This is a genomic window from Staphylococcus sp. HMSC061G12 (assembly GCF_001838465.1).
Lineage (GTDB): Bacteria > Bacillota > Bacilli > Staphylococcales > Staphylococcaceae > Staphylococcus > Staphylococcus simulans.
Genome location: NZ_KV837065.1, coordinates 1 through 21,425, shown reverse-complemented (window position 1 = coordinate 21,425; position 21,425 = coordinate 1). Strand labels below are relative to the sequence as shown.

Genomic DNA, 21,425 nt, shown 5'->3' with positions numbered 1-21,425 from the left:
CAATTGGTGAAGATGGGCAAAGCGAGAGCGCATACGAATATTGCGCTGATTAAGTATTGGGGGAAAGCTGACGAAGCATTGATTATTCCGATGAATAACAGTCTATCGTTAACTTTAGATAAATTTTATACAGAGACACGCGCAACATTTGATGCGCAATTAGATCGAGACTACTTCTACTTAAATGGTGAAGAAGTGGATGAAAAAGAAACTCAAAAGATTTCAGCATACTTAGATCTTGTCAGAGAACGTGCAGGAACAGCGTTGCACGCACGTATCGATAGTACAAACTTTGTACCGACAGCAGCTGGTTTAGCTTCTTCAGCGAGTGCTTTTGCGGCTTTAGCTGCTGCATGTAATGAAGCGTTAGAAATGAACCTTTCTGATAAAGACTTATCACGCTTGGCACGTCGTGGTTCAGGCTCAGCAAGCCGCAGTATCTTTGGCGGATTCGCGGAATGGGAAAAAGGACATGATGATGAATCCTCTTATGCACACGCGATTGATGCAGATCATTGGGAAGATGACTTAGCGATGATTTTTGTAGTCATTAATCAAAAATCTAAAAAGGTTAAAAGTCGTGCAGGGATGTCGTTGACTAGAAATACTTCACGTTTCTATCAGTATTGGTTAGATCATGTAGAAGCGGACATCGCTGAAGCAAAAGCTGCCATTGCCGATAAAGATTTTGATCGCTTAGGTCGTGTCTTTGAAGAAAATGGTTTACGTATGCATGCGACAAATTTAGGTGCACAACCGCCATTTACATATTTAGTACCTGAAAGTTATGATGCGATGGCTTTAGTGCATGAATGTCGTGAAGCAGGTCTGCCCGCATACTTTACTATGGATGCAGGACCTAATGTAAAAGTGTTAGTACAAAAACAACATCAACAAGCTGTGATTGATAAATTAACAACGTATTTTGATTCAGACCAGATCATCGCAAGTGATATCGGTACAGGCGTTGAAATTATAAATGAGGAAGATGAGCTATGATTCAAGTCAAAGCCCCAGGTAAACTTTATATTGCAGGTGAATATGCGGTAACAGAACCCGGATATAAATCCGTGTTAATAGCAGTAAATCGTTTCGTTACTGCCAGCATTGAAGCTTCTGGAGACAATGGTGGTTCTATTCATTCTAAAACATTACACCATGAACCGATCATCTTCCAAAGAGAAGGTGATAAGATTTCTGTATCTGATGCAGATGCGGCGAAACAACTAGCTTACGTCATTACGGCAGTAGAAGTGTTTGAACAATACGCTAAAAGCTGTGGTAAAACATTAAGACACTTTAATTTAGTGATTGATAGTAACTTAGACGATGCTTCAGGCCATAAATATGGCTTAGGCTCAAGTGCTGCAGTATTGGTTTCAGTGGTTAAAGCTTTAAATGAATTTTATGAGTTAGACTTAGCTAATCTGAATATTTATAAATTAGCGGTCATTGCGAATATGAAACTACAAAGTTTAAGTTCATGCGGTGATATCGCAGTCAGTGTTTTCACAGGTTGGCTTGCATATAGTACGTTTGATCATGACTGGGTCATGCAGCAGATTGAAACGTCATCTGTCGCAGAAGTTGTGAAGAAAAACTGGCCAGGTCTTTATACAGAACCACTTCAAGCCCCAGAAAACATGGAAGTCTTAATTGGCTGGACCGGCTCACCAGCCTCTTCTCCTTACTTAGTCAGTGAAGTGAAGCGTCTCAAATCAGATCCTGATTTCTACAGCCGCTTCCTGGAACAATCGCAATCTTGTGTAGAACGTCTCATCTACGCATTCAAAACCAACAACCTAAAAGGTGTGCAAGCGATGATCAGACGCAACCGTTCAATCATCCAAATGATGGATAAACAAGCGATTGTAGACATCGAAACACCACAATTAAAATTACTATGTGATATCGCAGAAACCTACGGCGCAGCTGCAAAAACATCAGGTGCAGGCGGCGGAGATTGCGGTATTGCGATTATCGGCGACTCAAAACATCGCCAGTCTATTTATGAAAGCTGGAAAGCCTCTCACATTAAGCCTTTACCTTTCCACGTTTATCAAGGACAATAAGACATCAGGCTGTCTCACCGGTCAACTTTACGGTGCGGCAGTTTTTTGATGTTTAAAGCGGTCACAAAATCGTTGCTTGAAAAATTACGGAAAAAGAGTAAAATAGATAAAGTTGAAATAGTTTAAAACAAATTATAGAGATAAAGTGAGGTGGACAGAGCAGTGAAAAACAAATTTTTGATTTGTGATGATTGCCAAGCCGTAAATTGCAAATCCTTAGAAAGAAAATTAAAGAAACTAGATCCAGATGCTGAAATAGAGGTGGGCTGCCAATCATACTGCGGTCCAGGTCGCAGAAAGACATTTGCTTTCGTGAATAACCGTCCATTAGCCGCATTGACGGAAGATGAATTGATGGAAAAAGTTGAGAAGCAACTTCAAAAACCTCGCGACCCTGAAGAGGAAGAACGTTTACGTAAACGTAATGAAGAACGTAAACGCAGAAAAGAAGAACAAGATCGAAAATTAAAAGAAAAATTAGCCAAACGTAAACAAGCAAAATAATGATACAAAGTATATAAAAAAACAGGCCCGTATGACTGGTGTGCTACCAGACAACGGGCCTACTTTCTTATCGTTATAACTATCGCGAGATTCGTTTCTATATTGACTGTTTAATGAACATGATGTGACTGCACTCGTGATGTTTGATTCTTTTAGTAAACTTCCACATAAGATCTGCACGCATTTAAGACATCTTTAGTATAGAAGTGACGTAAATTATCTTTAGTATAAGACGGGATTAATTCTTTACGTTTCACCCATTTATCAATCAGTGAAGGTGGAATACCATCTACCACCATTTCTGATTCATCTGTAACTAAAGTGTCCCAATCTAACGTAACAGGTTGTGAGTCAATATAAATGTTACCAAAGCTCGTATCATCCATATTTTAATCACCTTTTATTGAATTTTTAGTCCCTTAAGCATAATTAGATAGGGTACCTTGAGTTTCTTCTTGCAAAATTCATATACCCCGCTTATATATGAGTTATTCATCTTTTTTACAAAAACTTTACTTTTTGTTCAATTTTAGTGTAAATAGGGCGGAATTAATACACGATATGGGTTAGAGCACCTTCATGAATTTTGCTTAATACGTAAATATCGAGCAAAGAGGTTTTAAGTATAATAAAAATTAGAGTATGAAAAAAGGGTTTTAAACGTAAAAGTTAAAGACAATGAAAAAACAGGGTAAAGATGATAAGTACAAGGTAAAATGAGAGTGCGTTTTACCACAATTTGAGAAACTATATGATATAATTAATTTATTCATTTTGAAAGTTGAACTATGTAAGGAGACGTGATTAACGATGCGTACAGTGAGAGAAGCAACACCAGCAGATGTTGTCGGCATCAGAGATGTGGCAACAAAAGCATGGTATGACACGTATTTAAATATTTATGCTGCGACAACAGTGAATGAATTGCTTACAGCAGCTTATAACGAGCAGCATTTACTTAAACGATTAAAAGAACAATTATTTTTAGTGGCAGAAGAAGAAGGCGAAATTGTCGGGTTTGCGAACTTTATTAACGGCAGCGAACTTTTCTTATCTGCACATTATATTCACCCTAAAGCACAACGTAAAGGTTATGGTACGGCGTTGCTTGAGAAAGGGTTAGAACACTTTAAAGGACAATATGATGCAGTGTATCTTGAAGTGGATAACCAAAACGAAGAGGGTGTTGAATACTACCGTCAACAAGGATTTGAAATGGTGCGTGCGTATAACCGTGAAGTATACGGTGAAGTAATGGACCTTGCCTTGATGAAGAAAGCATTTTAATGAAAATAATGCTAACACGATGGAGGGATACTCATGGCTGAGACAGATTACGGTACTCAAAAATTATATGAAGAGAAAGTATTCAAAGATCCAATTCATCGCTATATTCATGTCAAAGACCAAGTGATTTGGGATTTGGTGAAAACAAAAGAGTTCCAACGCTTGCGTCGTATCAAACAACTCGGTACGTTGTATTTATCTTTCCATACAGCAGAACATAGCCGCTTCGGCCATTCATTAGGCGTCTATGAAATTGTACGTCGCATCATCGATGAATCATTTGCGGGACGTGAAGCATGGAATAATGATGATCGTCTGTTGGCATTATGTGCAGCACTCCTTCATGATTTAGGCCATGGGCCGTTCTCTCATAGTTTTGAGAAAATCTTCAATACCGATCACGAGGCATTTACACAAGCGATTATTACAGGGGATACAGAAGTTAATGCGGTATTAAGTAAAGTATCACCGGATTTCCCGAAAGCTGTTGCTGATGTCATCAATAAAACACATCCGAATAAGCTGGTGATTTCTATGATTTCATCACAAATTGACGCAGACCGTATGGATTATTTACAACGCGATGCTTATTTTACAGGAGTCTCTTATGGGATGTTTGATATGGAACGTATTTTAAGATTAATGCGTCCAACTAAAGATGAAGTGTTGATTAAAGAAAGCGGGATGCATGCGGTAGAGAACTTTATTATGAGCCGTTACCAAATGTATTGGCAGATTTATTTCCATCCGGTAAGTCGAGCTGGAGAAGTGATTTTAAACAATTGTTTAAAACGTGCGAAGGAATTATATCAATCAGGTTATCAATTTAAATTGTTCCCTAAAGACTTTATTCCGTTCTTTGAAGGAACGATGACGATTGAACAGTATGTAGAGTTGGATGAAGCGGTCGTACTTTATTACTTGAAAGCTTGGGTTAAAGAAGATGATGCGATTCTAAGCGACTTAGCACGCCGCTTTATTAACCGTGATTTATTTAAACATCTGCCGTTTGACGGCTCGATTATTACGATGAATGAATTAAGAGAGCTGTTTGAAGCGGGCGGTATTAATCCAGATTATTACTTCGTCAGTGAATCTTTCTCTGATTTGCCTTATGATTATGACCGCCCGGGGTCTAATCGCCAACCGATTCATCTACTGCAACGTAATGGCAATATTAGAGAAATCAGCAGTCAATCTATGATTATTCAAAGTATTACAGGTATTAATCGCCAAGATTATAAATTATATTATCCTAAAGAGCTGGTGCATCACATTGAAGATGACAAAGTTCGTGAACGTATTCTCAGTATTTTGAACGAATTGAATTGATAGTCAAACGATTGTGTTCGAAAAGTATCAGATGATACGGTAAAATAGATAAAGGTAATTAAAAATGGAGGTGTGGCTTGTGGCAGAGAATAAGGGTTTTCAATTCAATATTATTAAAAATGACCCGTTAGATGGCCATAAAGGAACGAATATCGGGGCAATCAGTTTGGATAACGTTGCACCTGTATTTATAGATTTACAAGAGAAAGAAGCATTTATTGATATTGGTGCGATGCATGCACGTGCAGATGTTGAAAAGGGTGTTAAATGGATTACAGATAAAGAAACTGTTGAAGGCCCTGAAGCAAAAGCTTATTGGTTATGCTGGGTGACAACTGAACGTGGTGAACAAGGTGCTTACTATGCTGGATTGACAGCTTGTTATTTATTAGTGAACAAGAAAATCCGTAGAGGTTATAAGAGTATGCCTGAACATGTCAACATGATGGATAAATCTATGAAACATAAAATTGTCATTGATCATATTGGTGATGAAAATATTGAGATTATCCGTGATTTCTTAAAAAATCATGATAAAGACATGTGGGATAACTCAAGTGATGAATTAAAAGAAGCACTACACGATAAATAAAAGCAATCATTAAAGGCAGAAATCACGTCATGTGGTTTCTGTTTTTCTTTCTTAATACTAAGTTATTTTTATACTTAAAAAGGATAAGTATGTTAGAGTGTAAGTATTATATTTTGAATAATCACAATAGTTAAATAATAAAAGGGGAGAGGGCATATGAGTTCAGAATTAATCAAACGTTTACAAGAGAAAGAAGAACGTATGGTCGAAATCAGACGGTATTTACATGCACATCCGGAGTTATCATTTAAAGAAGTAGAAACGCCAAAGTATATTGCGGATTTCTATAAAGATAAGGATTGTTTAGTAGAAACAAACGTCGGTGACAATGGGGTGAAAGTCACTATAGATAGCGGTAAACCAGGGAAAACGATTGCGATTCGTGCTGACTTTGATGCTTTACCGATTGAAGAGGCAACAGGACTGCCATTTGCGTCAGAGAATCCAGGCGTGATGCATGCGTGCGGGCATGATGCACATACAGCATATATGTTGATTTTGGCTGAAACGTTGATTGAAATGAAAGAACAATTTTCTGGGAAAGTGGTCGTGATTCATCAACCAGCTGAAGAAATGCCGCCAGGTGGTGCCATCGGTATGATTAAAGATGGTGTGCTAGAGGGCGTAGACAATGTCTTAGGTGTACACGTGATGAGTAATGGTGAACGTGGTACGATTTATTATCGTGAAGGCAACGTACAAACTGCACGTGGTTACTTTAAATTAGTCATTCACGGTAAAGGTGGACACGGTTCTTCTCCACATGACGCAAATGATGCGATTGTAGCGGGGGCGAACTTTGTGACAACGGTACAAAGTGTAGTCTCAAGACGTATCAGCCCATTTGAAACAGGTGTCGTTTCAATCGGTTCTTTCGATGCGAAAGGTCAGTTTAATATTATTAAAGATAAAGTGGAAATCGAAGGTGACGTGCGTGGCCTGCATGATGAAACGAAAGATAAAATCGCACAAGAGTTACAACGTGTCGTCGATGGTTTAGAAACAACGTTCGGTGTGACTTGCGACTATGAGTATCTAGATGATTATCCAGCAGTATACAATGACCCAGACTTTACAGAGTACGTAGCTGAGACCTTAAATAACGCAGAGCGTTCTGCGATTCAAAAAGTAGAACGTTGTGATCCATGGCCACCTTCAGAAGACTTTGCGTACTATGCGAAAGAAGTACCAAGTGTATTCATTTATGCAGGAGCAGCGCCTGAAGAAGGTGAAGTTTATCCGCACCATCATCCTAAATTTAATATCAGTGAATCTTCAATGATGACAGCGGCTGAAGCTGTCGGTACGGTTGTATTAGATTATTTGAAGGATGAATCTTAATAAGCAGAAAAATTTAATTGATTTTATGATGTACAGCGCATACAGTGTGAATTTAGTCACTGTGTGTGCTGTATCTTTATGTTATAATTTGGTATATTAATGAATAATTCAGAATAGGGTGAGCGCGTCTTTGAATCAAAACATTCGTATCCAAACATTACAGACGATTGAACGCGATGATGAGTTTGATGAATTTGAATTTGAAACAGATGGCACTTGGCAAGAGAAGCGGAATGCTGAATTTATCCGCTATGATGAACAAGTTGAAGACTTGACGGTGCATATTACATTGAAAATTCAAGAAGATGAAGTTAGATTAATGCGCAGCGGGAATATTAAACAGAACCTGCATTTTGTTGAAGGAAAAGACACCGTATCTTTATACGAGATACCGACAGGCAAAATTCCTTTAACTATTCGTACTTTAAGCATTCATCATTACGTACAACCAGACCAATCAAAACTTAAAATTCGTTATGAACTCTTCCAAAACGAAGAGAAGATGGGCACATACCTTTACCAAATTACCTATAAGGAGCTGAAGTAAGTGAATATTATTGATCAAGTCAAACAAACATTAATTGAAGAAATAACAGCAAGTGTTAAAGCCGCTGGACTTGCAGAAGAAGTTCCTGAAGTCAAAGTGGAAATTCCGAAAGACCCAAAAAATGGGGATTACTCTACAAACATTGCGATGGTGCTAACAAAAATCGCAAAACGTAATCCACGTGAAATTGCGCAAGCTATCGTGGACAATTTAGATAAATCTAAAGCGAATGTTGAGAACATCGAAATTGCAGGACCTGGTTTTATCAACTTCTATTTAAATAACCAATACTTAACTGCGATTATCCCTGAAGCTTTAGAAAAAGATACAGATTTTGGTCGCTCTGAAAAGAAAAAGAACCAAAAAATCTTAGTGGAGTATGTTTCTGCGAACCCAACAGGTGATTTGCATATCGGACATGCGCGTAATGCGGCAGTCGGTGATACGTTATGTAATATCTTAGATGCGGCTGGTTATGATGTTACACGTGAATATTACATCAACGATGCCGGTAACCAAATTACGAATTTAGCACGTTCTATCGAAGCACGTTACTATCAAGCTTTAGGTAAAGAAGCAGAATTACCTGAAGATGGCTACCATGGTAAAGATATCGTGAATATCGGTAAAGATTTAGCGGAAAAACGCCCTGATCTACAAGAACTCCCTGATGATGAGCGCTTAAAAGTGTTCAGACAATTAGGCGTCGATTATGAAATGGAAAAACTTAAAAAAGACTTAGCTGATTTCAATACACACTTTGATGATTGGTTCAGTGAAACAACGTTATATGATTCAGGCGAAATCAAACGTGTCTTAGAGTTAATGAAAGAAAACGGTCATACGTATGAAGCGGATGGTGCGACTTGGTTACGTACAACGGACTTTAATGATGATAAAGATCGCGTATTAATCAAAAAAGACGGCACATACACTTACTTCTTACCAGATGTGGCATATCACTACGACAAATTCCACCGTGACGGCGGCCAAGATATCTTGATCAACTTATTCGGCGCAGACCATCATGGTTATATTAACCGTCTGAAAGCATCTGTTGAAACATACGGTATTGATGCAGAACGTCTTGAAATTCAAATCATGCAGATGGTGCGTTTAATGCAAGATGGCGAAGAAGTTAAAATGAGTAAACGTACGGGTAACGCGATTACATTACGTGAAATCATGGATGAAGTCGGTATTGACGCGGCACGTTACTTCTTAACAATGCGTAGTCCAGATACGCACTTTGATTTTGATATGGAACTTGCGAAAGAAAACTCAGCTGAAAACCCTGTTTATTATGCACAATATGCACATGCGCGTATTTCATCTATCTTAAAACAAGCGGGTGAACGTGGCGTAGTGCCATCTGAAAATGCAGATTTCAGTGTTATTAAAAATGATAAAGCGATTGATTTATTGAAGAAAGTTGCAGAATTTGAACCGATGATTGAAAGTGCTGCAGAACAACGTGCACCACATCGTGTAACCAACTATATTCAAGAATTAGCAGCAGCTTTCCATAAATTCTATAACGCTGATAAAGTCTTAACAGACGATGAAGCTAAAACACAAGCTTACGTTTCTATGATTGCGGCAGTACAAATTACATTACGTAATGCCTTGGCATTAGTAGGTGTAACTGCTCCTCATACGATGTAAGATTATATAAAGAAGCATTCTTGACGGGTGCTTCTTTTTTTATTTTTAAACTTGTAAAATTTTTGTAAGATTCATCTTCTCAGCCCGCGTAAATATGCTAAAATGAGATTTACAATACAAGTATGAGGAGAAATTGATGAAACAGAAATTATGGGTGTTTTTAATCTTAATTATCTTAGTTGCGGCTGGGTGTTCTGCACCGAGTAATAAAGAGAAAGCAGACAACAAAAACCAATCAGAAGAAAAGACAAAACAAACGCAAAAATATCATCGTATTATCTCGTTGATGCCAAGTAACACTGAAATACTCTATCAACTCGGTTTAGGTAAAGAAGTTATAGGAGTGTCTACAGTGGATGACTATCCGAAGAGTGTTAAACATAAACAGAAGTTTGATGCGATGAAACTCAATAAAGAGCAGTTATTAAAAGCAAAGCCAGATTTGATTTTGGCGCATGAATCACAAAAAGGTATGGGTGATAAAGTATTAGGCGATTTAGAGAAAAAAGGCATTAAAGTCGTCTACATACCTGAAGCACATAACTTTGACGAAATTTATGGTACGTTCAAACAAATCGGTAAAATCACAGGTCGTGAATCACAAGCTGACACATTAGTTTATGATACAAAACATCGTGTTGACGCTGTGTTGAAAGATGTGCCGAAGCATGAAAAAGCACCGACTGTCTTTTTAGAAGTCTCACATGAACCAGAGATTTATACAGCCGGAAAAAATACATTCTTCAACTATATGATTGAAGAACTGCATGCGAAAAATAGTTTCGCAGATCTAGAAGGCTGGAAGAAAGTCAGCAAGGAAAGTATTATTAAACATGACCCAAATGTTTTAATTACGACAGAAGGTATCACACGTTCGGATTACTTGAAAATTATTCGTAAACGTGGCGGCTTTGAGAATTTAGAAGCTGTGAAGAAAGGCCGAATTGAAGCGGTAGATGGTGATACGATTTCAAGACCAGGTCCTCGTATCGACCAAGGCCTTAAAGCATTAAGAGATGCGATTTACCGCGATGAAAAATAATATGAAACAAACCACTATTATTATAGGATGGTGTCTCGCGTTAATCGCGAGTATCGCAATCAGCTTGTTTTGGAATTTAGGCAGCTGGTCGGACCCCTTAAATCATAGTATTTTGTTTGAAGTGCGCTTACCGAGAGTGTTCGAGGCATTGTTGGCTGGTATCGGTTTATCGATAGCCGGCCAGATGTTTCAAACCGTTTTGAATAATCCGCTTGCAGATAGCCTGACTTTAGGCTTAGCGAGCGGTTCTGTTTTAGGTAGCGGTTTAGCTGTATTTATCGGTTTAAGCAGTTTATGGATTCCGTTCGCTTCAATTGTTGCAAGTATGTTAACTTTAGCTATTGTTTTAGGGGTGACTGCCGCAATTTCACAAGGTTATATGATGCGCGCGTTGATATTATCAGGTATCATGATAGGTGCATTATTCAATGCGTTTTTATATCTATTGATTCTACTTGATGAACGCAGAATGAAAAGTATTGTGATGTATATGTTCGGCGGTTTTTCTAATGCAGAATTGCATGAAGTATACGTGATTGCACCCATTATGATGTTATGTATCGTGCTACTAGGCTTACTGCTGCCGAAGGTAAAGTTACTGCAAGTCGGAACGTTGAAAGCACGTTCTTTAAGTTTGAATGTCAGACAAATGATGTTTATGGTGTTAACTTTATCATCTATCATGACAGCTATTATTGTCTCGTATACCGGCATTATTGGTTTTATCGGTATGATTGTGCCACAGCTGATTAGAAGAACGATGCAGACTACATTAGGTGTACAAATGTTGCTGAACGGCGTTGTCGGCGGTACAGTGATGGTCTTTGCGGACACGTTAGGTGCACAATTATGGAATCCGATTGAAATTCCAGCAAGTATCATTCTTGCTTTATTAGGAATACCTGTACTCGGGTATTTAATCGCAACCCAGAAACACTCGTATGAATAATCTGATGAATAAAGAAATAATCACAGATGCCAAATAGGCATTTATAGGAGAGAAGCTTATGAATTTAGAGGGGATTAAGGCAGTCGTATTCGATTTAGAAGGCACGCTGTTGGATCGTAATAAATCAAGAGAGAAGTTTATTGAAGAACAATATGAACGATTTCATGATTATTTAGTTCATGTTCAAGCGCGTGATTTTAAAAAACAGTTTATTGAATTAGATGATGACGAAGATCATGATAAGCCTGAACTGTATAAAGCGATTATCAAACGATTTCATGTCGATCGTTTAACATGGAAAGATTTGTTCCGCGATTTTGAAACACATTTTTATCGTTACGTGTTCCCTTACCATGATACACAATATACACTAGAGCGTTTAATCCAAAGAGGTTATTTGACAGGTGTGATTGCGAATGGTAAATCTAAAATTAAACAATACCGTTTAGAAAACTTAGGTATCTTATCCTATATTCATTTTTTATCTACTTCTGAAATGGTAGGGTTTAGAAAGCCGCATCCTAAAATCTTTGAAGATATTATGGATCAATTAGATGTTAAGCCTGAAGAAGTGATGTACGTCGGTGATGATGCCTTGAATGATGTTGCACCGGCCCGTGCAATGGGTATGGTCAGTGTATGGTTCAATCATGAAGATGATGAAGTAGAATTGGCACCAGAACCTGAAGAGATGGACTTTGAAATTTCAACTTTGGAAGAACTGCTAGAGATATTACCAAAAATAGCCCCACATTCTAAGGAGAGTGAAAAAGCAAATGGAACTATTTACGACGAAGGATAATACGACGTTAAATTATATAACAAAGGGAAGCGGACAACCTGTTGTGTTGATTCATTCCGCTTTTGAGAACTATTCGATTTTCGATGATATTGCGACGCAATTATCATATGATTACCAAGTCGTCAGCGTAGATTTACGTGGGCATGGTTATTCAGATAAACCTTTAAATATTGATTTTGCAGATTATGTAGAAGATATTAAAGACTTGTTAGATTACTTATATATCAAACATGCATTCTTTATCGGTCAAGAACTGGGTGCGACGATTGCGGCAGATTTTGCGTCTAAATACGCTGAGTATAGTGATGGTATTATTTTAATCAACCCAGCAACATTACAAGCAGAATTGCCAGAAGCGCGTTTATACAGAAAGTATGCAGATCAAATCAGAACGTTAGAAGAAAACAAACAACAAAAATTCTTAGATAAACATACGTATGGTTCACCGAAAAAAGCAGGAAAAATGTTGAAACACTTTTCTGATACGTTGACATTAATGACAAGACTTGAAAAAGAAGCGGTAACAAAATCATTTGAACAAACTGAAATTGATTTAGACTTACATCAAATAAAAGTACCGGCATTAATTATCGTCGGAAAATATGATGAACGTTTAACACCACAAGAGTTAGATACTTATACAAAAGGAATCGCTCAAGCACAAGTTGAAACGTTTGAACATTCAGGATTGTATCCGATGGGTGAAGAAAAGAAAGCTTTCTTAGAAACTGTAACAGCATTTATCAATGTGAATGAAGTATTAGAAGATGAGCAGAAACGCGTAACTACGCAACAGTAAAGTTTTTAATCATTAATATTAGCAATTAAACTCCAATATATTATACAATATTACAAAAGATTACATCTAGAGACTGATTACATCAAGGGTAATTAGGGGTATAGTGTAATAAGCGCAGAAAAAGTTACAAGAAATTTACAAAAAGAGAGCAAAGGAGTTATTGCTTATGAAAAAATTACTTTCAGCGGCTATTGTTTCTGCAACAGTGGTAACTGGACTAGGCATCTCTCAAGCAGATGCAGCGTCTGGAAATACGATTCAAACCGTTCAACAAATCCACCACGGAGATACTTCTCTAGAAGGCGTTAAGCTAGGTCAAAACATCCAAGATGTTTTGAAATCACAAAAACTCACAGGGTACTCTTATAAACCTGATAAAACAAAACATTATTATGAGTTTAACTCTGACAAAGGCTTATTGATTGTGACTGCTGATGGTCAAAAAGACCACGGCAAGGTAACACACGTTACAATGAAATACAACAAAGCAGATGGCCCAAGCTTTAATACTGTACGTAAACAGTTAGGCAATACGGTCACTTGGAGATATAACTATAATGAAGTTACAGGAAACTTCGGTTACATTAAAGATAAAGATACTTCTTATCAATTTACAAGCCAATCACCAAAAGATAAAAACTTAAAACTTTATCGCATTGATATTGGTAAATAAGTATACATGAAATAAAGGCAGGGGTGTTGTACACTCCTGTCTTCTTTATATTGATTGAACTAAGCAATTGTGCCATGATAAATTAGTAAGGATAGTAAATTTAAAGGAGTCACATCATGCGACCGAATGACAAAATTTTATTAGAAAATATCAGTGATTACTTCAACTATAAAGGGATTGCGCCAAACATGATTGACGATATTAAAGAGAAACTTCGTCAAGATTTACCGAAATCTGAAGCGCATGACGTCGATTATATCGAATATCGTAAAAAGGCATCGGCAGAGATTATTTTAACCATTCAAAGAAACTTATTTGGTTTACAGCTGAATCCGATTCTCTTTTTCATTATCAATTTCTTATTAATCTCTTACCTGTACGATAAACAGTTCGTGCCATTTCAGGCTGCGACAGGATTATCACTCATCTATTGTTTAATCATTTTTCCAATTACTGTTTTTGTATATTTCAGGATTGTGCGAAAGAATTATTTATATAGCAATAAAGCTGAAGTGATGATAGGGATAGGCATTGTGATTGTGGCGGCTATTTTAGTGGCACTGCATGGTTTGAATATTGATCTTGGTGTTATAGTCGTAACGAAATATGCGCATATTTTTGTGTTCTTTTTCGGCTTAATTATGGCTGGTTTAGGCCTGTATTATAAGCGTTTTGAATTTACAGGTGTAGGTTTATTGTTAGCACAAAAAACGATTGACGCAGTTATTTTAGACCCTAATATAGCGCAAATCGGTACGATTATCATTTGGGTATTAATCTTGGCGGTTATTATCTTTTATTCAATCAAGTTATCTACACGAGGGAAATAATAAGAGTTGTCCAAATAAAATACAAAATGACAATAAAATACGTATTTTCGTTGTAAACAAAAAGCGTGGTGCTTTGAATGTATGTCATTCTAAGCATCACGCTTTTTGTATTATCCTTTATAATCTATCGTCAGCTGATCAGATTTTGATTTCTTTGTTTGCAGTTAAGATACGCTCGTTAATACGATTTAATAATTCATTGATTTTTTCACGTTGTTTAGAATTTACTAAGATTAAAACAGTTCTTTCATCTTGTTCGTTACGTTTTTTATCGAAGTAATCTTCTTGTGATAAATTTTTAACAGCTTTAACAACTTGTGGTTGTTTGTAGTTTAAGTGATTAATAATATCTTTTAAGAAATATTCCTCGTCATCTGATTGACTAAGGAAAGTTAACACTGCAAACTCTTCGAAGCTGATTGTAAACTCTTTTTTAATAATGCTTTTCATCTTGTCAGCATATGTCACCATTGCTAAAAGATCAGATGAATTTTTAATTTTTGATACTGCCATTTGTATTTCCTCCCTTGACATTCCCATTATCGTAGTATTATTGGCAAATAGACTAATATTAACATTAATTTCATAATTGGGACTAGATGCTATTGCATCAAAATATTCCTGCCCCTATTATTTATTTAATTATAACTAAATAAAAATGAAATGTAAACAAAAAAACATTATAAAACAATGGCTATTTCAAACAAATGATACTTTCAAAAAATTACCCAATGAACCCAGAAAATTTATTGAACATCATTTGAATTACACATTATAAATTAAGATAATGTCTATTTTTTCTATTTAGCCTTTTGATATGGGTTAATTATATAAGAACTCTAGTTTAATGTGAAGTTTTTGGGTTGAGCAATAACTTTTTCTCCCGGTAATAAACCTTCACTAATAATAACCATACCCGATTTTTCATGGTATTTAATAATTCTTTTAACCATTTGTTCATTTCTTTTAATTAATATTGCGTTTTTATCATATAGTACGTCCTTTGGAAGGACAATTAAGTGCGTAGGAATCGTAATTTGAAAGTGGGTTCCTACAGGTATAACACCATTAGTAGAAATTTGAACTTCGTAATAAGATTTATTTGTTTCACTTTTTGTAACATCAGGATAATGACTAATACTCAAAATTTTGCCTTTAAACTGTTCCGTTGTTTTTGTTTTAATTTCAACAGATTGGTTAAGTTTCAATTGTTTGAGTTCAGTTTCAGAAATATAAGCTTTAATTATACGCTTTGAACTGTGAATTTGCGCAAATAATTGATTTTTCTTACTTGGATGCTTATCAATAATATGGACAATGCCTTCTGACATACTGAAGACTTGTGTTCTGAGTCCAAGCTGAATACGATCATATTCTTGTTCCAAATAGGTATGCATATTTAGGAAGTTTTGACGATGCTGATGACTATCTAAAGTATTCAAATGCTTACGTACTGCAGTTAATTGTTGTTCAAGTGTTTTATTGTAGTATTCGAACAATGGCTGATCTTTTTTTATCATTTTACCTTCAGCACTATACCAGTCATGGATGCTTCCCATACGAGCATCATAGTAAAAGGATTGTGTTGTTTCAGCAGATTGAATACCAGAAAATTGAATCGGTCGGTTATAGGTTGCGGTGTACGTTTTAACGTTTTGAGTTGCCTGAAGTGTGTAATGTCGGAATGCGGCATATAATCCGACGGCAGTTGCGCTTAAAAGGAGAAGGAGTATTAAGGCAATCAACCAGGGGTGTTTAAACAAAATTATGCTCACCTCATCTTATTTAATTTCTTGGTTATTATACAATGTAAATAATGGTTGGTGCAACGCCTAAATTAATTATCTTGTCGCATATTTTTAATAAATATAAAAAAGTAGAAAAATAACACAAATGCACTGAAAAACGACGAATATCAACTTAATCTCGTTATGCTCTGTGTTAAGTAATAGGTAAATTGTGTCACTTTTTATTTGTAAATTGTAAAAGTTGTAGATTTTTTTGAAATATCAATATATAATTTGTTGAAACGAGATGTTTTACATAAAGCGATTTATGAAAAGTGGGAAAAGGGGGGCGCATCATGACAAAAATGACTATCATTCGGGTGTTAGACGAGGAAACATTTTTTATAGATGCAGGACATAGTGCTTGTATTAAACAGCACCAATTTATAGAAGTATTGAACGCTAAGCATTCATATAAAAATTTAGCGCAAGTCGTGGATGTTTATGATGATTATGCTTTATGTAGAAAGTTAGGTAGTAAACGCGTGTTTTTCGGAGATGTAATTCAACCGAGGCAATAATCAAAAAATAGCCGAGTTTACTCAAATGTTGAGCAAACTCGGCTATATTTAATTAGAAGATAACATGTGTTTCTTTTTCTACGATTTGTGCTCCTTTAATCGCAATGATTTTTCCTGATGGAGGATTTAATACATTGCTTTCTAACAAAGTGCTCATCGCATTACGGATAGATTCTTCAGATACTTGTTGTTTAATATCTGGAACTTGGAATTTGACCGGTTTGTGTGCTTCATTGATATAAATCAATTCTAGTGATTTTGTCATAATCTGATTCTCCTCTTATAAAGTTTCTACTGTTGTGACTTCGATGTTGTCGTATGTTTCACCTGTTAATTTTTCAATAGCTGATTTGAAGCTGTTTAATTGTGCTTCAGTGCTTTGTGGGTTTAAACGGGCAAATCTACGACGTTTGATAACTGGTTTTGCTTCTTTTTTGTCTTCGACACGAATAAGTGTCACTGCAAGATCTTTGATTGTTTTCATTTCTGTTCACCTCCTTGCTCACTCTATATATCGAAATTTCTAGAAAAAAAGCACACCCTTTTTTAAAATTAATTTCAAAAACTTTTGAAAGAGGGGGTGACGGGGTAATTAAACAGGTATATAAAGCTTCTTCTCTAAGGTAGATGAATCATCGCAATATCTATAAGATGATGAAGTTTTTAGAATAGATTTCACACAATTGATTATAGTATTATTAAACATAGACACTTGATATATGGTCGGAATCTTCAATGATATTGAAGAAAGATATATGAAGTATATACAACAAAGAAAGAGGTGACGCTGTGGAAATTATTGAAGGTCTTTTGGTCTTTATAGCAGCAATTATTTTAAGTTCATTAATCCATTCATTATTTCTCCCTAAAGTACCACTAGCGTTTATCCAAATCATTTTAGGAGCGCTGATCTTTTTAACACCAATTCCGGTAAACTTTAGATTTGATACAGAAGTTTTTATGGTTGCGTTGATCGCACCTTTACTATTCATTGAAGGTGTTAATGTATCGCGTGTGAGTTTGAAGCGCTACATAAAACCAGTAATGATGATGGCGTTAGGTTTAGTATTTACAACAGTCATAGGGGTAGGGTTCTTTATTCATTGGGTATGGCCAAGCTTACCCATGCCAGCCGGCTTTGCGTTAGCTGCTGTTTTATGTCCGACAGATGCGGTAGCTGTGTCGGCAATTACGAAAGGGAAAATTCTACCAAAAGGTTCTATGACAATCTTAGAAGGGGAGTCATTGTTAAATGATGCGGCAGGTATCATTTCATTCAAAATTGCTGTCGCAGCACTGATTACAGGCGCATTTTCTATTACGGATGCGATTGGTCAGTTCTTAATTACTTCAATCGGCGGTTTAGTTATTGGTCTGATTGTCGGTATTATCTTAGTTCGTTTACGTATTGTATTGGCACGTAAAGGTGTAGAAAGCAATAATATGTTTGTATTCATTCAGTTATTGACACCATTTGTGTCATATCTTGCGGCAGAAGTCTTCCATGCTTCAGGTATTATCGCGGCAGTGATTTCAGGACTGGTTCATGGTTTTGAGCGTGATCGGATTAATCAAATCAGTAACCAGTTGAAATTGAGTTATACACAAACATGGAACTTATTGAGTTATGTATTAAATGGCTTTGTATTCGTAATTTTAGGCTATATTGTACCTGAAACTGTTAAAAACATTATTAAAACAGAGCCGCAGAACCTAGTCTTCTTACTTGGAATTACAGGTTTGATTGCCTTAGCGGTATATGTATTTCGTTTCTTATGGGTGTATGTTTTATATCCGTATTTCTACTTACCGGTCAGTCCATTCCAACGCGCAATGAATGATGGTGAGAATAAAGAACAAGGAGAAACGAAACCTAAACGTAGTAAATACGCGATGATTATGACTTTATGCGGAGTACATGGAACGATTTCATTAGCCATTGCTTTGACGTTTCCTTATATGCTTGGAGAACATACATCATTTGTTTATCGTAATGACCTACTCTTTATTTCTGCAGGTATGGTGGTATTAAGTTTGGTAATTGCTCAAGTTTTATTACCGTTAATTACACCAGTCATGAAGAAGGTCGAAGTGGAAGGTATGAGTTTCAGAGAAGCTCGTATCTATATTCTTGAACAGACAATTGACTACTTAAGAAGACATGCGACGCCTGAAACTTCATTCAATTATGGTAATGTCATTAAAATTTATCATGATCGTATTGCTTTTATGAAAGTGATTGACGATGATGATGAAAACTCTAGAGAACTTGAACGCTTACAAGGGATTGCGATTGATACAGAGACAGAAACATTAAACGAGCTCGTGAAAGAAGGCAGAATTACACAAAGTGATTTTGATAACTATATGCGCTATGCCGAACGTACACAAGTGTATCGTCAAGCTTCATTGATTCGCAGAATTATTATGCGCATTAAAGTAGCTATTTTAAGACGTCGTGTGCGTGTACAAACAAACGCATCTTCCTCATTAGATGTGCAACAGAACTTAAAAGAAATCTCAAATATCATGCGCATTGTCCACTATAATGTGGTCAGACGTTTAACAAAAGAAGCTAATGCTGATAACAAATTAGAAATCGGCACAATTTGTGATAGTTATTTAATGCGTTCAGATAATCTGACAGCGGCTAATATCTTCTCAAATAAAACGGGTCATCGTAATAATGTAGCTAGAATCAAGCTCAATGCTTTACGTGAACAACGACATATTTTGAATGAATTGGTCGAAGATGAAGAAATCAGTGAAAAAACAGCTTTAAAATTACGTGAAGCGATTAACTATGATGAAATGGTCTTAGTGGACCGTTTAACATAATTATAAATAGAGCACAGTCTGCATAACAAACAGGCTGTGCTTTTTCATATAGTAAGATAAAAGAAAGAACTATTATAAATTGTTAGATAGTTGAGAATTGTTAACTTTTATCTATTTAACAATTGATAAATCTTGTAAAAGAAAGGTTTAATCGGTTTAATAAAGTCGCCGACATATTCTTCAACATGGGCATTAAAGCCTTCTTTGAATTTTTGAACACCGAAATCTTCAGCATCTTCACTGAAATCTCCTGTAATACCGTAAAAATTATAGCGATCAATACCTTTATTTTTCGCAAATTGAATCATTTCCCATTGGAGTCTGTACGCACCCATATAGGCATTGTATTTAGGGTTTGAACCGCTGGATAGGTAGTAAACTTCATGAGGATTATAGATATAGTAAGCTGCAGCTAAGTCTAATACAGGTCCATCTGTTTCTATCAATTTTTTCGTTCCAGTAATTTTTCGTTCTTGTGCTGCTAATTGCTTTTGGTATTGCGCATATTTATTTTTGTTTTTCTTAGAATTAGGGTTTTCTTTTAATGCCGCTTGAACATTTTCAATATCTGTATTTAACTCAGCGACTTTCGCATTTTGTGCCTCTAATAATTCTTCTAAATCGATGTAAGCCAGCTTTAACATACTGTTATCAACGTATGTTTTCTGCATTCTTTCAAAATAACTTTGATCTCTGAATTTGAAGCCGTGTTTTTCTTCAGCCATTTTAAATAATTTAAAAAATCGATCTGTTTCATCAATTGATAAATCACGGACTTTCACCTGCATTTCATAGGTTTTCTTAATATTACGGCGTGTTTGATAATCCATTTCTTTTAACAATTGTTTTTCATCTTTGTTTTCTAGGTTTAAGACAGACAACCATCTGATCTGACTTGTTTGAGAATAACCTGTAGTAAACCCTTGATGACGGTAACCTAATAAATTCATCACATTCATAAAAGTTTCGTTATCATAAGATTCAAGGATTTCTCCGTCACAACTTCGAATATTTTCTAACAGGTAAGGATCAGTTAAAACATATAAGCAGTTATGCTTTTTTAGATATGTCGTTAAGTTTTCATAAAAAAATCTGACTAACTCATGGTCTTTAAAGTTCATGACTGGACCGCGATGTGTATAGAAATATTTAAAGAACTTTAAACAACGTGCCTCAGTCAGTAAACAAGCAGCTAATACATCACCTGTTTCATTTTTTACGCCGACTAAATGTACATTATTTTGATGCTCATTTTGATAATTGAAATGTGAGGATGATTGGGTATAATGTGATGCGTTTTCATTAACAAAATTTTCAAATTCTTGAATGTTTAACTTAGAAAAATTCAAAAAAAGACCTACTTTCATATAGAGTTTTTTAACATTGATTAGATATACAAAAAAAAATCGATTGATTAAGTAACCGCAATTGTTAACTTATCAACCGATATCAATATTGTTTAAAACTAAGCGGAGGGAGAAGGATTCGAACCAACGCAAGCACTGACGTGCTCCTAATTAATAAATAAATATTAACCCCCTTAAACCAGACTTGGGTATCCCTCCATGAATAACTAAATTAATCATAACTTTAGTTTTTCTAAAAGTAAAGGAAAATTATAAATATTTTGTAGATAAACAATTGAAGATATTTAAAGAAATATAATAAATGACTAAATTTTTGTTGTTTATATTTAAAAGGGTAAAGATGTGATCTTGTGATGAAAGATTGAGTGAATTAAACACAAAAAAAGCGACAGCTCTTGAGGGGAACTGTCGCTTCGAAAATCGATGTCATCGCAAGCACCGATTTTCGGCTCTATAATAAATTCGGTTGATGAGATA

The 21,425-nt window shown here is 35.9% G+C and carries 23 protein-coding genes and 1 pseudogene; 17 read left to right on the top strand and 7 right to left on the bottom strand.

The genetic code is table 11. From position 1 onward, the window contains the following. Positions 1-3: 3 nt before the first annotated feature. The 3 genes from mvaD (at position 4) to HMPREF2937_RS06150 (ending at position 2,576) form a co-directional block, all read left to right on the top strand. Entirely contained in the window at positions 4-999 is a 996-nt protein-coding gene (gene mvaD / locus HMPREF2937_RS06160) for a diphosphomevalonate decarboxylase (protein ID WP_070864223.1), read from the top strand. Next, positions 996-2,072 (top strand): phosphomevalonate kinase, encoded by a 1,077-nt coding sequence (locus HMPREF2937_RS06155; protein WP_070864222.1) that lies wholly within the window; start codon positions 996-998, stop codon positions 2,070-2,072. Before mvaD ends, HMPREF2937_RS06155 begins: the two co-directional genes overlap by 4 nt. A gap of 162 nt (positions 2,073-2,234) precedes the next feature. After that, on the top strand, positions 2,235-2,576 hold the full coding sequence (locus tag HMPREF2937_RS06150; protein WP_002481386.1) for a YuzB family protein: 342 nt from the start codon (positions 2,235-2,237) through the stop codon (positions 2,574-2,576). 152 nt (positions 2,577-2,728) lie between these two features. On the opposite strand, the gene HMPREF2937_RS06145 is transcribed toward HMPREF2937_RS06150, so the two are convergent. After that, positions 2,729-2,962 carry a hypothetical protein gene (locus HMPREF2937_RS06145; protein ID WP_002481387.1) on the bottom strand — a complete coding sequence of 78 codons (234 nt, stop codon included), beginning with the start codon at positions 2,960-2,962 and terminating at the stop codon, positions 2,729-2,731. 424 nt (positions 2,963-3,386) lie between these two features. Here HMPREF2937_RS06145 and HMPREF2937_RS06140 point away from each other — a divergent pair, with 424 nt between their 5' ends. The 12 genes from HMPREF2937_RS06140 to HMPREF2937_RS06085 all read left to right on the top strand — a co-directional run bounded on the left by HMPREF2937_RS06140 (position 3,387) and on the right by HMPREF2937_RS06085 (position 14,435). Further along, on the top strand, positions 3,387-3,863 hold the full coding sequence (locus HMPREF2937_RS06140) for a GNAT family N-acetyltransferase (protein ID WP_023015467.1): 477 nt from the start codon (positions 3,387-3,389) through the stop codon (positions 3,861-3,863). 33 nt (positions 3,864-3,896) lie between these two features. After that, positions 3,897-5,195 (top strand): HD domain-containing protein, encoded by a 1,299-nt coding sequence (locus HMPREF2937_RS06135; RefSeq protein ID WP_002481389.1) that lies wholly within the window; start codon positions 3,897-3,899, stop codon positions 5,193-5,195. Positions 5,196-5,259: 64 nt separating this feature from the next. After that, the gene (locus HMPREF2937_RS06130) at positions 5,260-5,787 is read left to right on the top strand and encodes a YwhD family protein (protein WP_096754501.1); all 528 of its coding nucleotides are present in this window, start codon (positions 5,260-5,262) and stop codon (positions 5,785-5,787) included. 156 nt (positions 5,788-5,943) lie between these two features. Beyond that, positions 5,944-7,128, top strand: coding sequence for an amidohydrolase (locus HMPREF2937_RS06125; protein ID WP_070864221.1), 1,185 nt, complete (start codon positions 5,944-5,946; stop codon positions 7,126-7,128). A gap of 130 nt (positions 7,129-7,258) precedes the next feature. After that, positions 7,259-7,675 (top strand): YwiB family protein, encoded by a 417-nt coding sequence (locus tag HMPREF2937_RS06120; protein ID WP_002481392.1) that lies wholly within the window; start codon positions 7,259-7,261, stop codon positions 7,673-7,675. Further along, positions 7,676-9,340, top strand: coding sequence for an arginine--tRNA ligase (gene argS, locus HMPREF2937_RS06115; protein WP_057510148.1), 1,665 nt, complete (start codon positions 7,676-7,678; stop codon positions 9,338-9,340). Positions 9,341-9,476: 136 nt separating this feature from the next. Further along, on the top strand, positions 9,477-10,382 hold the full coding sequence (locus HMPREF2937_RS06110; RefSeq protein WP_060803726.1) for an ABC transporter substrate-binding protein: 906 nt from the start codon (positions 9,477-9,479) through the stop codon (positions 10,380-10,382). 1 nt (position 10,383) lies between these two features. Continuing rightward, on the top strand, positions 10,384-11,331 hold the full coding sequence (locus HMPREF2937_RS06105) for a FecCD family ABC transporter permease (RefSeq protein ID WP_070864232.1): 948 nt from the start codon (positions 10,384-10,386) through the stop codon (positions 11,329-11,331). A 58-nt stretch (positions 11,332-11,389) separates the two neighbouring features. Further along, a complete protein-coding gene (locus HMPREF2937_RS06100) occupies positions 11,390-12,133 on the top strand; it encodes an HAD family hydrolase (RefSeq protein WP_070864220.1) in 744 nt (247 codons plus the stop codon). Next, positions 12,108-12,932 carry an alpha/beta fold hydrolase gene (locus tag HMPREF2937_RS06095; protein ID WP_070864219.1) on the top strand — a complete coding sequence of 275 codons (825 nt, stop codon included), beginning with the start codon at positions 12,108-12,110 and terminating at the stop codon, positions 12,930-12,932. Before HMPREF2937_RS06100 ends, HMPREF2937_RS06095 begins: the two co-directional genes overlap by 26 nt. Positions 12,933-13,098: 166 nt before the next feature. After that, positions 13,099-13,605, top strand: a complete 507-nt coding sequence (locus HMPREF2937_RS06090; protein WP_002481398.1) for an SA0570 family protein — start codon at positions 13,099-13,101, stop codon at positions 13,603-13,605. A 116-nt stretch (positions 13,606-13,721) separates the two neighbouring features. Continuing rightward, a complete protein-coding gene (locus HMPREF2937_RS06085) occupies positions 13,722-14,435 on the top strand; it encodes a hypothetical protein (protein WP_070864218.1) in 714 nt (237 codons plus the stop codon). A 138-nt stretch (positions 14,436-14,573) separates the two neighbouring features. Here HMPREF2937_RS06085 and sarA read toward each other — a convergent pair whose 3' ends face one another. Then, the gene (gene sarA / locus HMPREF2937_RS06080) at positions 14,574-14,948 is read right to left on the bottom strand and encodes a global transcriptional regulator SarA (RefSeq protein ID WP_002481400.1); all 375 of its coding nucleotides are present in this window, start codon (positions 14,946-14,948) and stop codon (positions 14,574-14,576) included. 326 nt (positions 14,949-15,274) lie between these two features. Next, positions 15,275-16,198 (bottom strand): efflux RND transporter periplasmic adaptor subunit, encoded by a 924-nt coding sequence (locus HMPREF2937_RS06075; protein ID WP_070864217.1) that lies wholly within the window; start codon positions 16,196-16,198, stop codon positions 15,275-15,277. A gap of 320 nt (positions 16,199-16,518) precedes the next feature. Between HMPREF2937_RS06075 and HMPREF2937_RS06070 the strand changes: the two genes are divergently transcribed. Continuing rightward, entirely contained in the window at positions 16,519-16,743 is a 225-nt protein-coding gene (locus HMPREF2937_RS06070; RefSeq protein ID WP_002481402.1) for a hypothetical protein, read from the top strand. 52 nt (positions 16,744-16,795) lie between these two features. Here the strand turns inward: HMPREF2937_RS06070 and HMPREF2937_RS06065 are convergent, their stop codons facing one another. Together HMPREF2937_RS06065 and HMPREF2937_RS06060 are read right to left on the bottom strand one after the other, a co-directional pair. Beyond that, positions 16,796-17,008, bottom strand: a complete 213-nt coding sequence (locus HMPREF2937_RS06065; RefSeq protein ID WP_002481403.1) for a DUF2922 domain-containing protein — start codon at positions 17,006-17,008, stop codon at positions 16,796-16,798. A gap of 15 nt (positions 17,009-17,023) precedes the next feature. Continuing rightward, the gene (locus HMPREF2937_RS06060; protein ID WP_002481404.1) at positions 17,024-17,227 is read right to left on the bottom strand and encodes a DUF1659 domain-containing protein; all 204 of its coding nucleotides are present in this window, start codon (positions 17,225-17,227) and stop codon (positions 17,024-17,026) included. Between the two features lie 305 nt (positions 17,228-17,532). On the opposite strand from HMPREF2937_RS06060, the gene HMPREF2937_RS06055 reads away from it, so the two are divergent. After that, positions 17,533-19,581: a cation:proton antiporter gene (locus HMPREF2937_RS06055; RefSeq protein WP_070864216.1), complete on the top strand. Its 2,049-nt coding sequence runs from the start codon at positions 17,533-17,535 to the stop codon at positions 19,579-19,581. Positions 19,582-19,688: 107 nt separating this feature from the next. On the opposite strand, the gene lif is transcribed toward HMPREF2937_RS06055, so the two are convergent. Then, the gene (gene lif, locus HMPREF2937_RS06050) at positions 19,689-20,930 is read right to left on the bottom strand and encodes a lysostaphin resistance FemAB family serine transferase Lif (protein ID WP_142351409.1); all 1,242 of its coding nucleotides are present in this window, start codon (positions 20,928-20,930) and stop codon (positions 19,689-19,691) included. A gap of 121 nt (positions 20,931-21,051) precedes the next feature. Next, positions 21,052-21,146 (bottom strand): annotated as a pseudogene (locus HMPREF2937_RS13680). Positions 21,147-21,425: the final 279 nt, after the last annotated feature.

Bases quoted from the DNA above. Each gene is read 5' to 3' on its own strand.
- HMPREF2937_RS06155 (WP_070864222.1), top strand. From the start codon at position 996: ATGATTCAAGTCAAAGCCCCAGGTAAACTTTATATTGCAGGTGAATAT.
- HMPREF2937_RS06145 (WP_002481387.1), bottom strand. From the start codon at position 2,962: ATGGATGATACGAGCTTTGGTAACATTTATATTGACTCACAACCTGTT.
- HMPREF2937_RS06140 (WP_023015467.1), top strand. From the start codon at position 3,387: ATGCGTACAGTGAGAGAAGCAACACCAGCAGATGTTGTCGGCATCAGA.
- HMPREF2937_RS06135 (WP_002481389.1), top strand. From the start codon at position 3,897: ATGGCTGAGACAGATTACGGTACTCAAAAATTATATGAAGAGAAAGTA.
- HMPREF2937_RS06130 (WP_096754501.1), top strand. From the start codon at position 5,260: ATGGAGGTGTGGCTTGTGGCAGAGAATAAGGGTTTTCAATTCAATATT.
- HMPREF2937_RS06125 (WP_070864221.1), top strand. From the start codon at position 5,944: ATGAGTTCAGAATTAATCAAACGTTTACAAGAGAAAGAAGAACGTATG.
- HMPREF2937_RS06110 (WP_060803726.1), top strand. From the start codon at position 9,477: ATGAAACAGAAATTATGGGTGTTTTTAATCTTAATTATCTTAGTTGCG.
- HMPREF2937_RS06105 (WP_070864232.1), top strand. From the start codon at position 10,384: ATGAAACAAACCACTATTATTATAGGATGGTGTCTCGCGTTAATCGCG.
- HMPREF2937_RS06100 (WP_070864220.1), top strand. From the start codon at position 11,390: ATGAATTTAGAGGGGATTAAGGCAGTCGTATTCGATTTAGAAGGCACG.
- HMPREF2937_RS06095 (WP_070864219.1), top strand. From the start codon at position 12,108: ATGGAACTATTTACGACGAAGGATAATACGACGTTAAATTATATAACA.
- HMPREF2937_RS06090 (WP_002481398.1), top strand. From the start codon at position 13,099: ATGAAAAAATTACTTTCAGCGGCTATTGTTTCTGCAACAGTGGTAACT.
- HMPREF2937_RS06085 (WP_070864218.1), top strand. From the start codon at position 13,722: ATGCGACCGAATGACAAAATTTTATTAGAAAATATCAGTGATTACTTC.
- sarA (WP_002481400.1), bottom strand. From the start codon at position 14,948: ATGGCAGTATCAAAAATTAAAAATTCATCTGATCTTTTAGCAATGGTG.
- HMPREF2937_RS06070 (WP_002481402.1), top strand. From the start codon at position 16,519: ATGACAAAAATGACTATCATTCGGGTGTTAGACGAGGAAACATTTTTT.
- HMPREF2937_RS06065 (WP_002481403.1), bottom strand. From the start codon at position 17,008: ATGACAAAATCACTAGAATTGATTTATATCAATGAAGCACACAAACCG.
- HMPREF2937_RS06060 (WP_002481404.1), bottom strand. From the start codon at position 17,227: ATGAAAACAATCAAAGATCTTGCAGTGACACTTATTCGTGTCGAAGAC.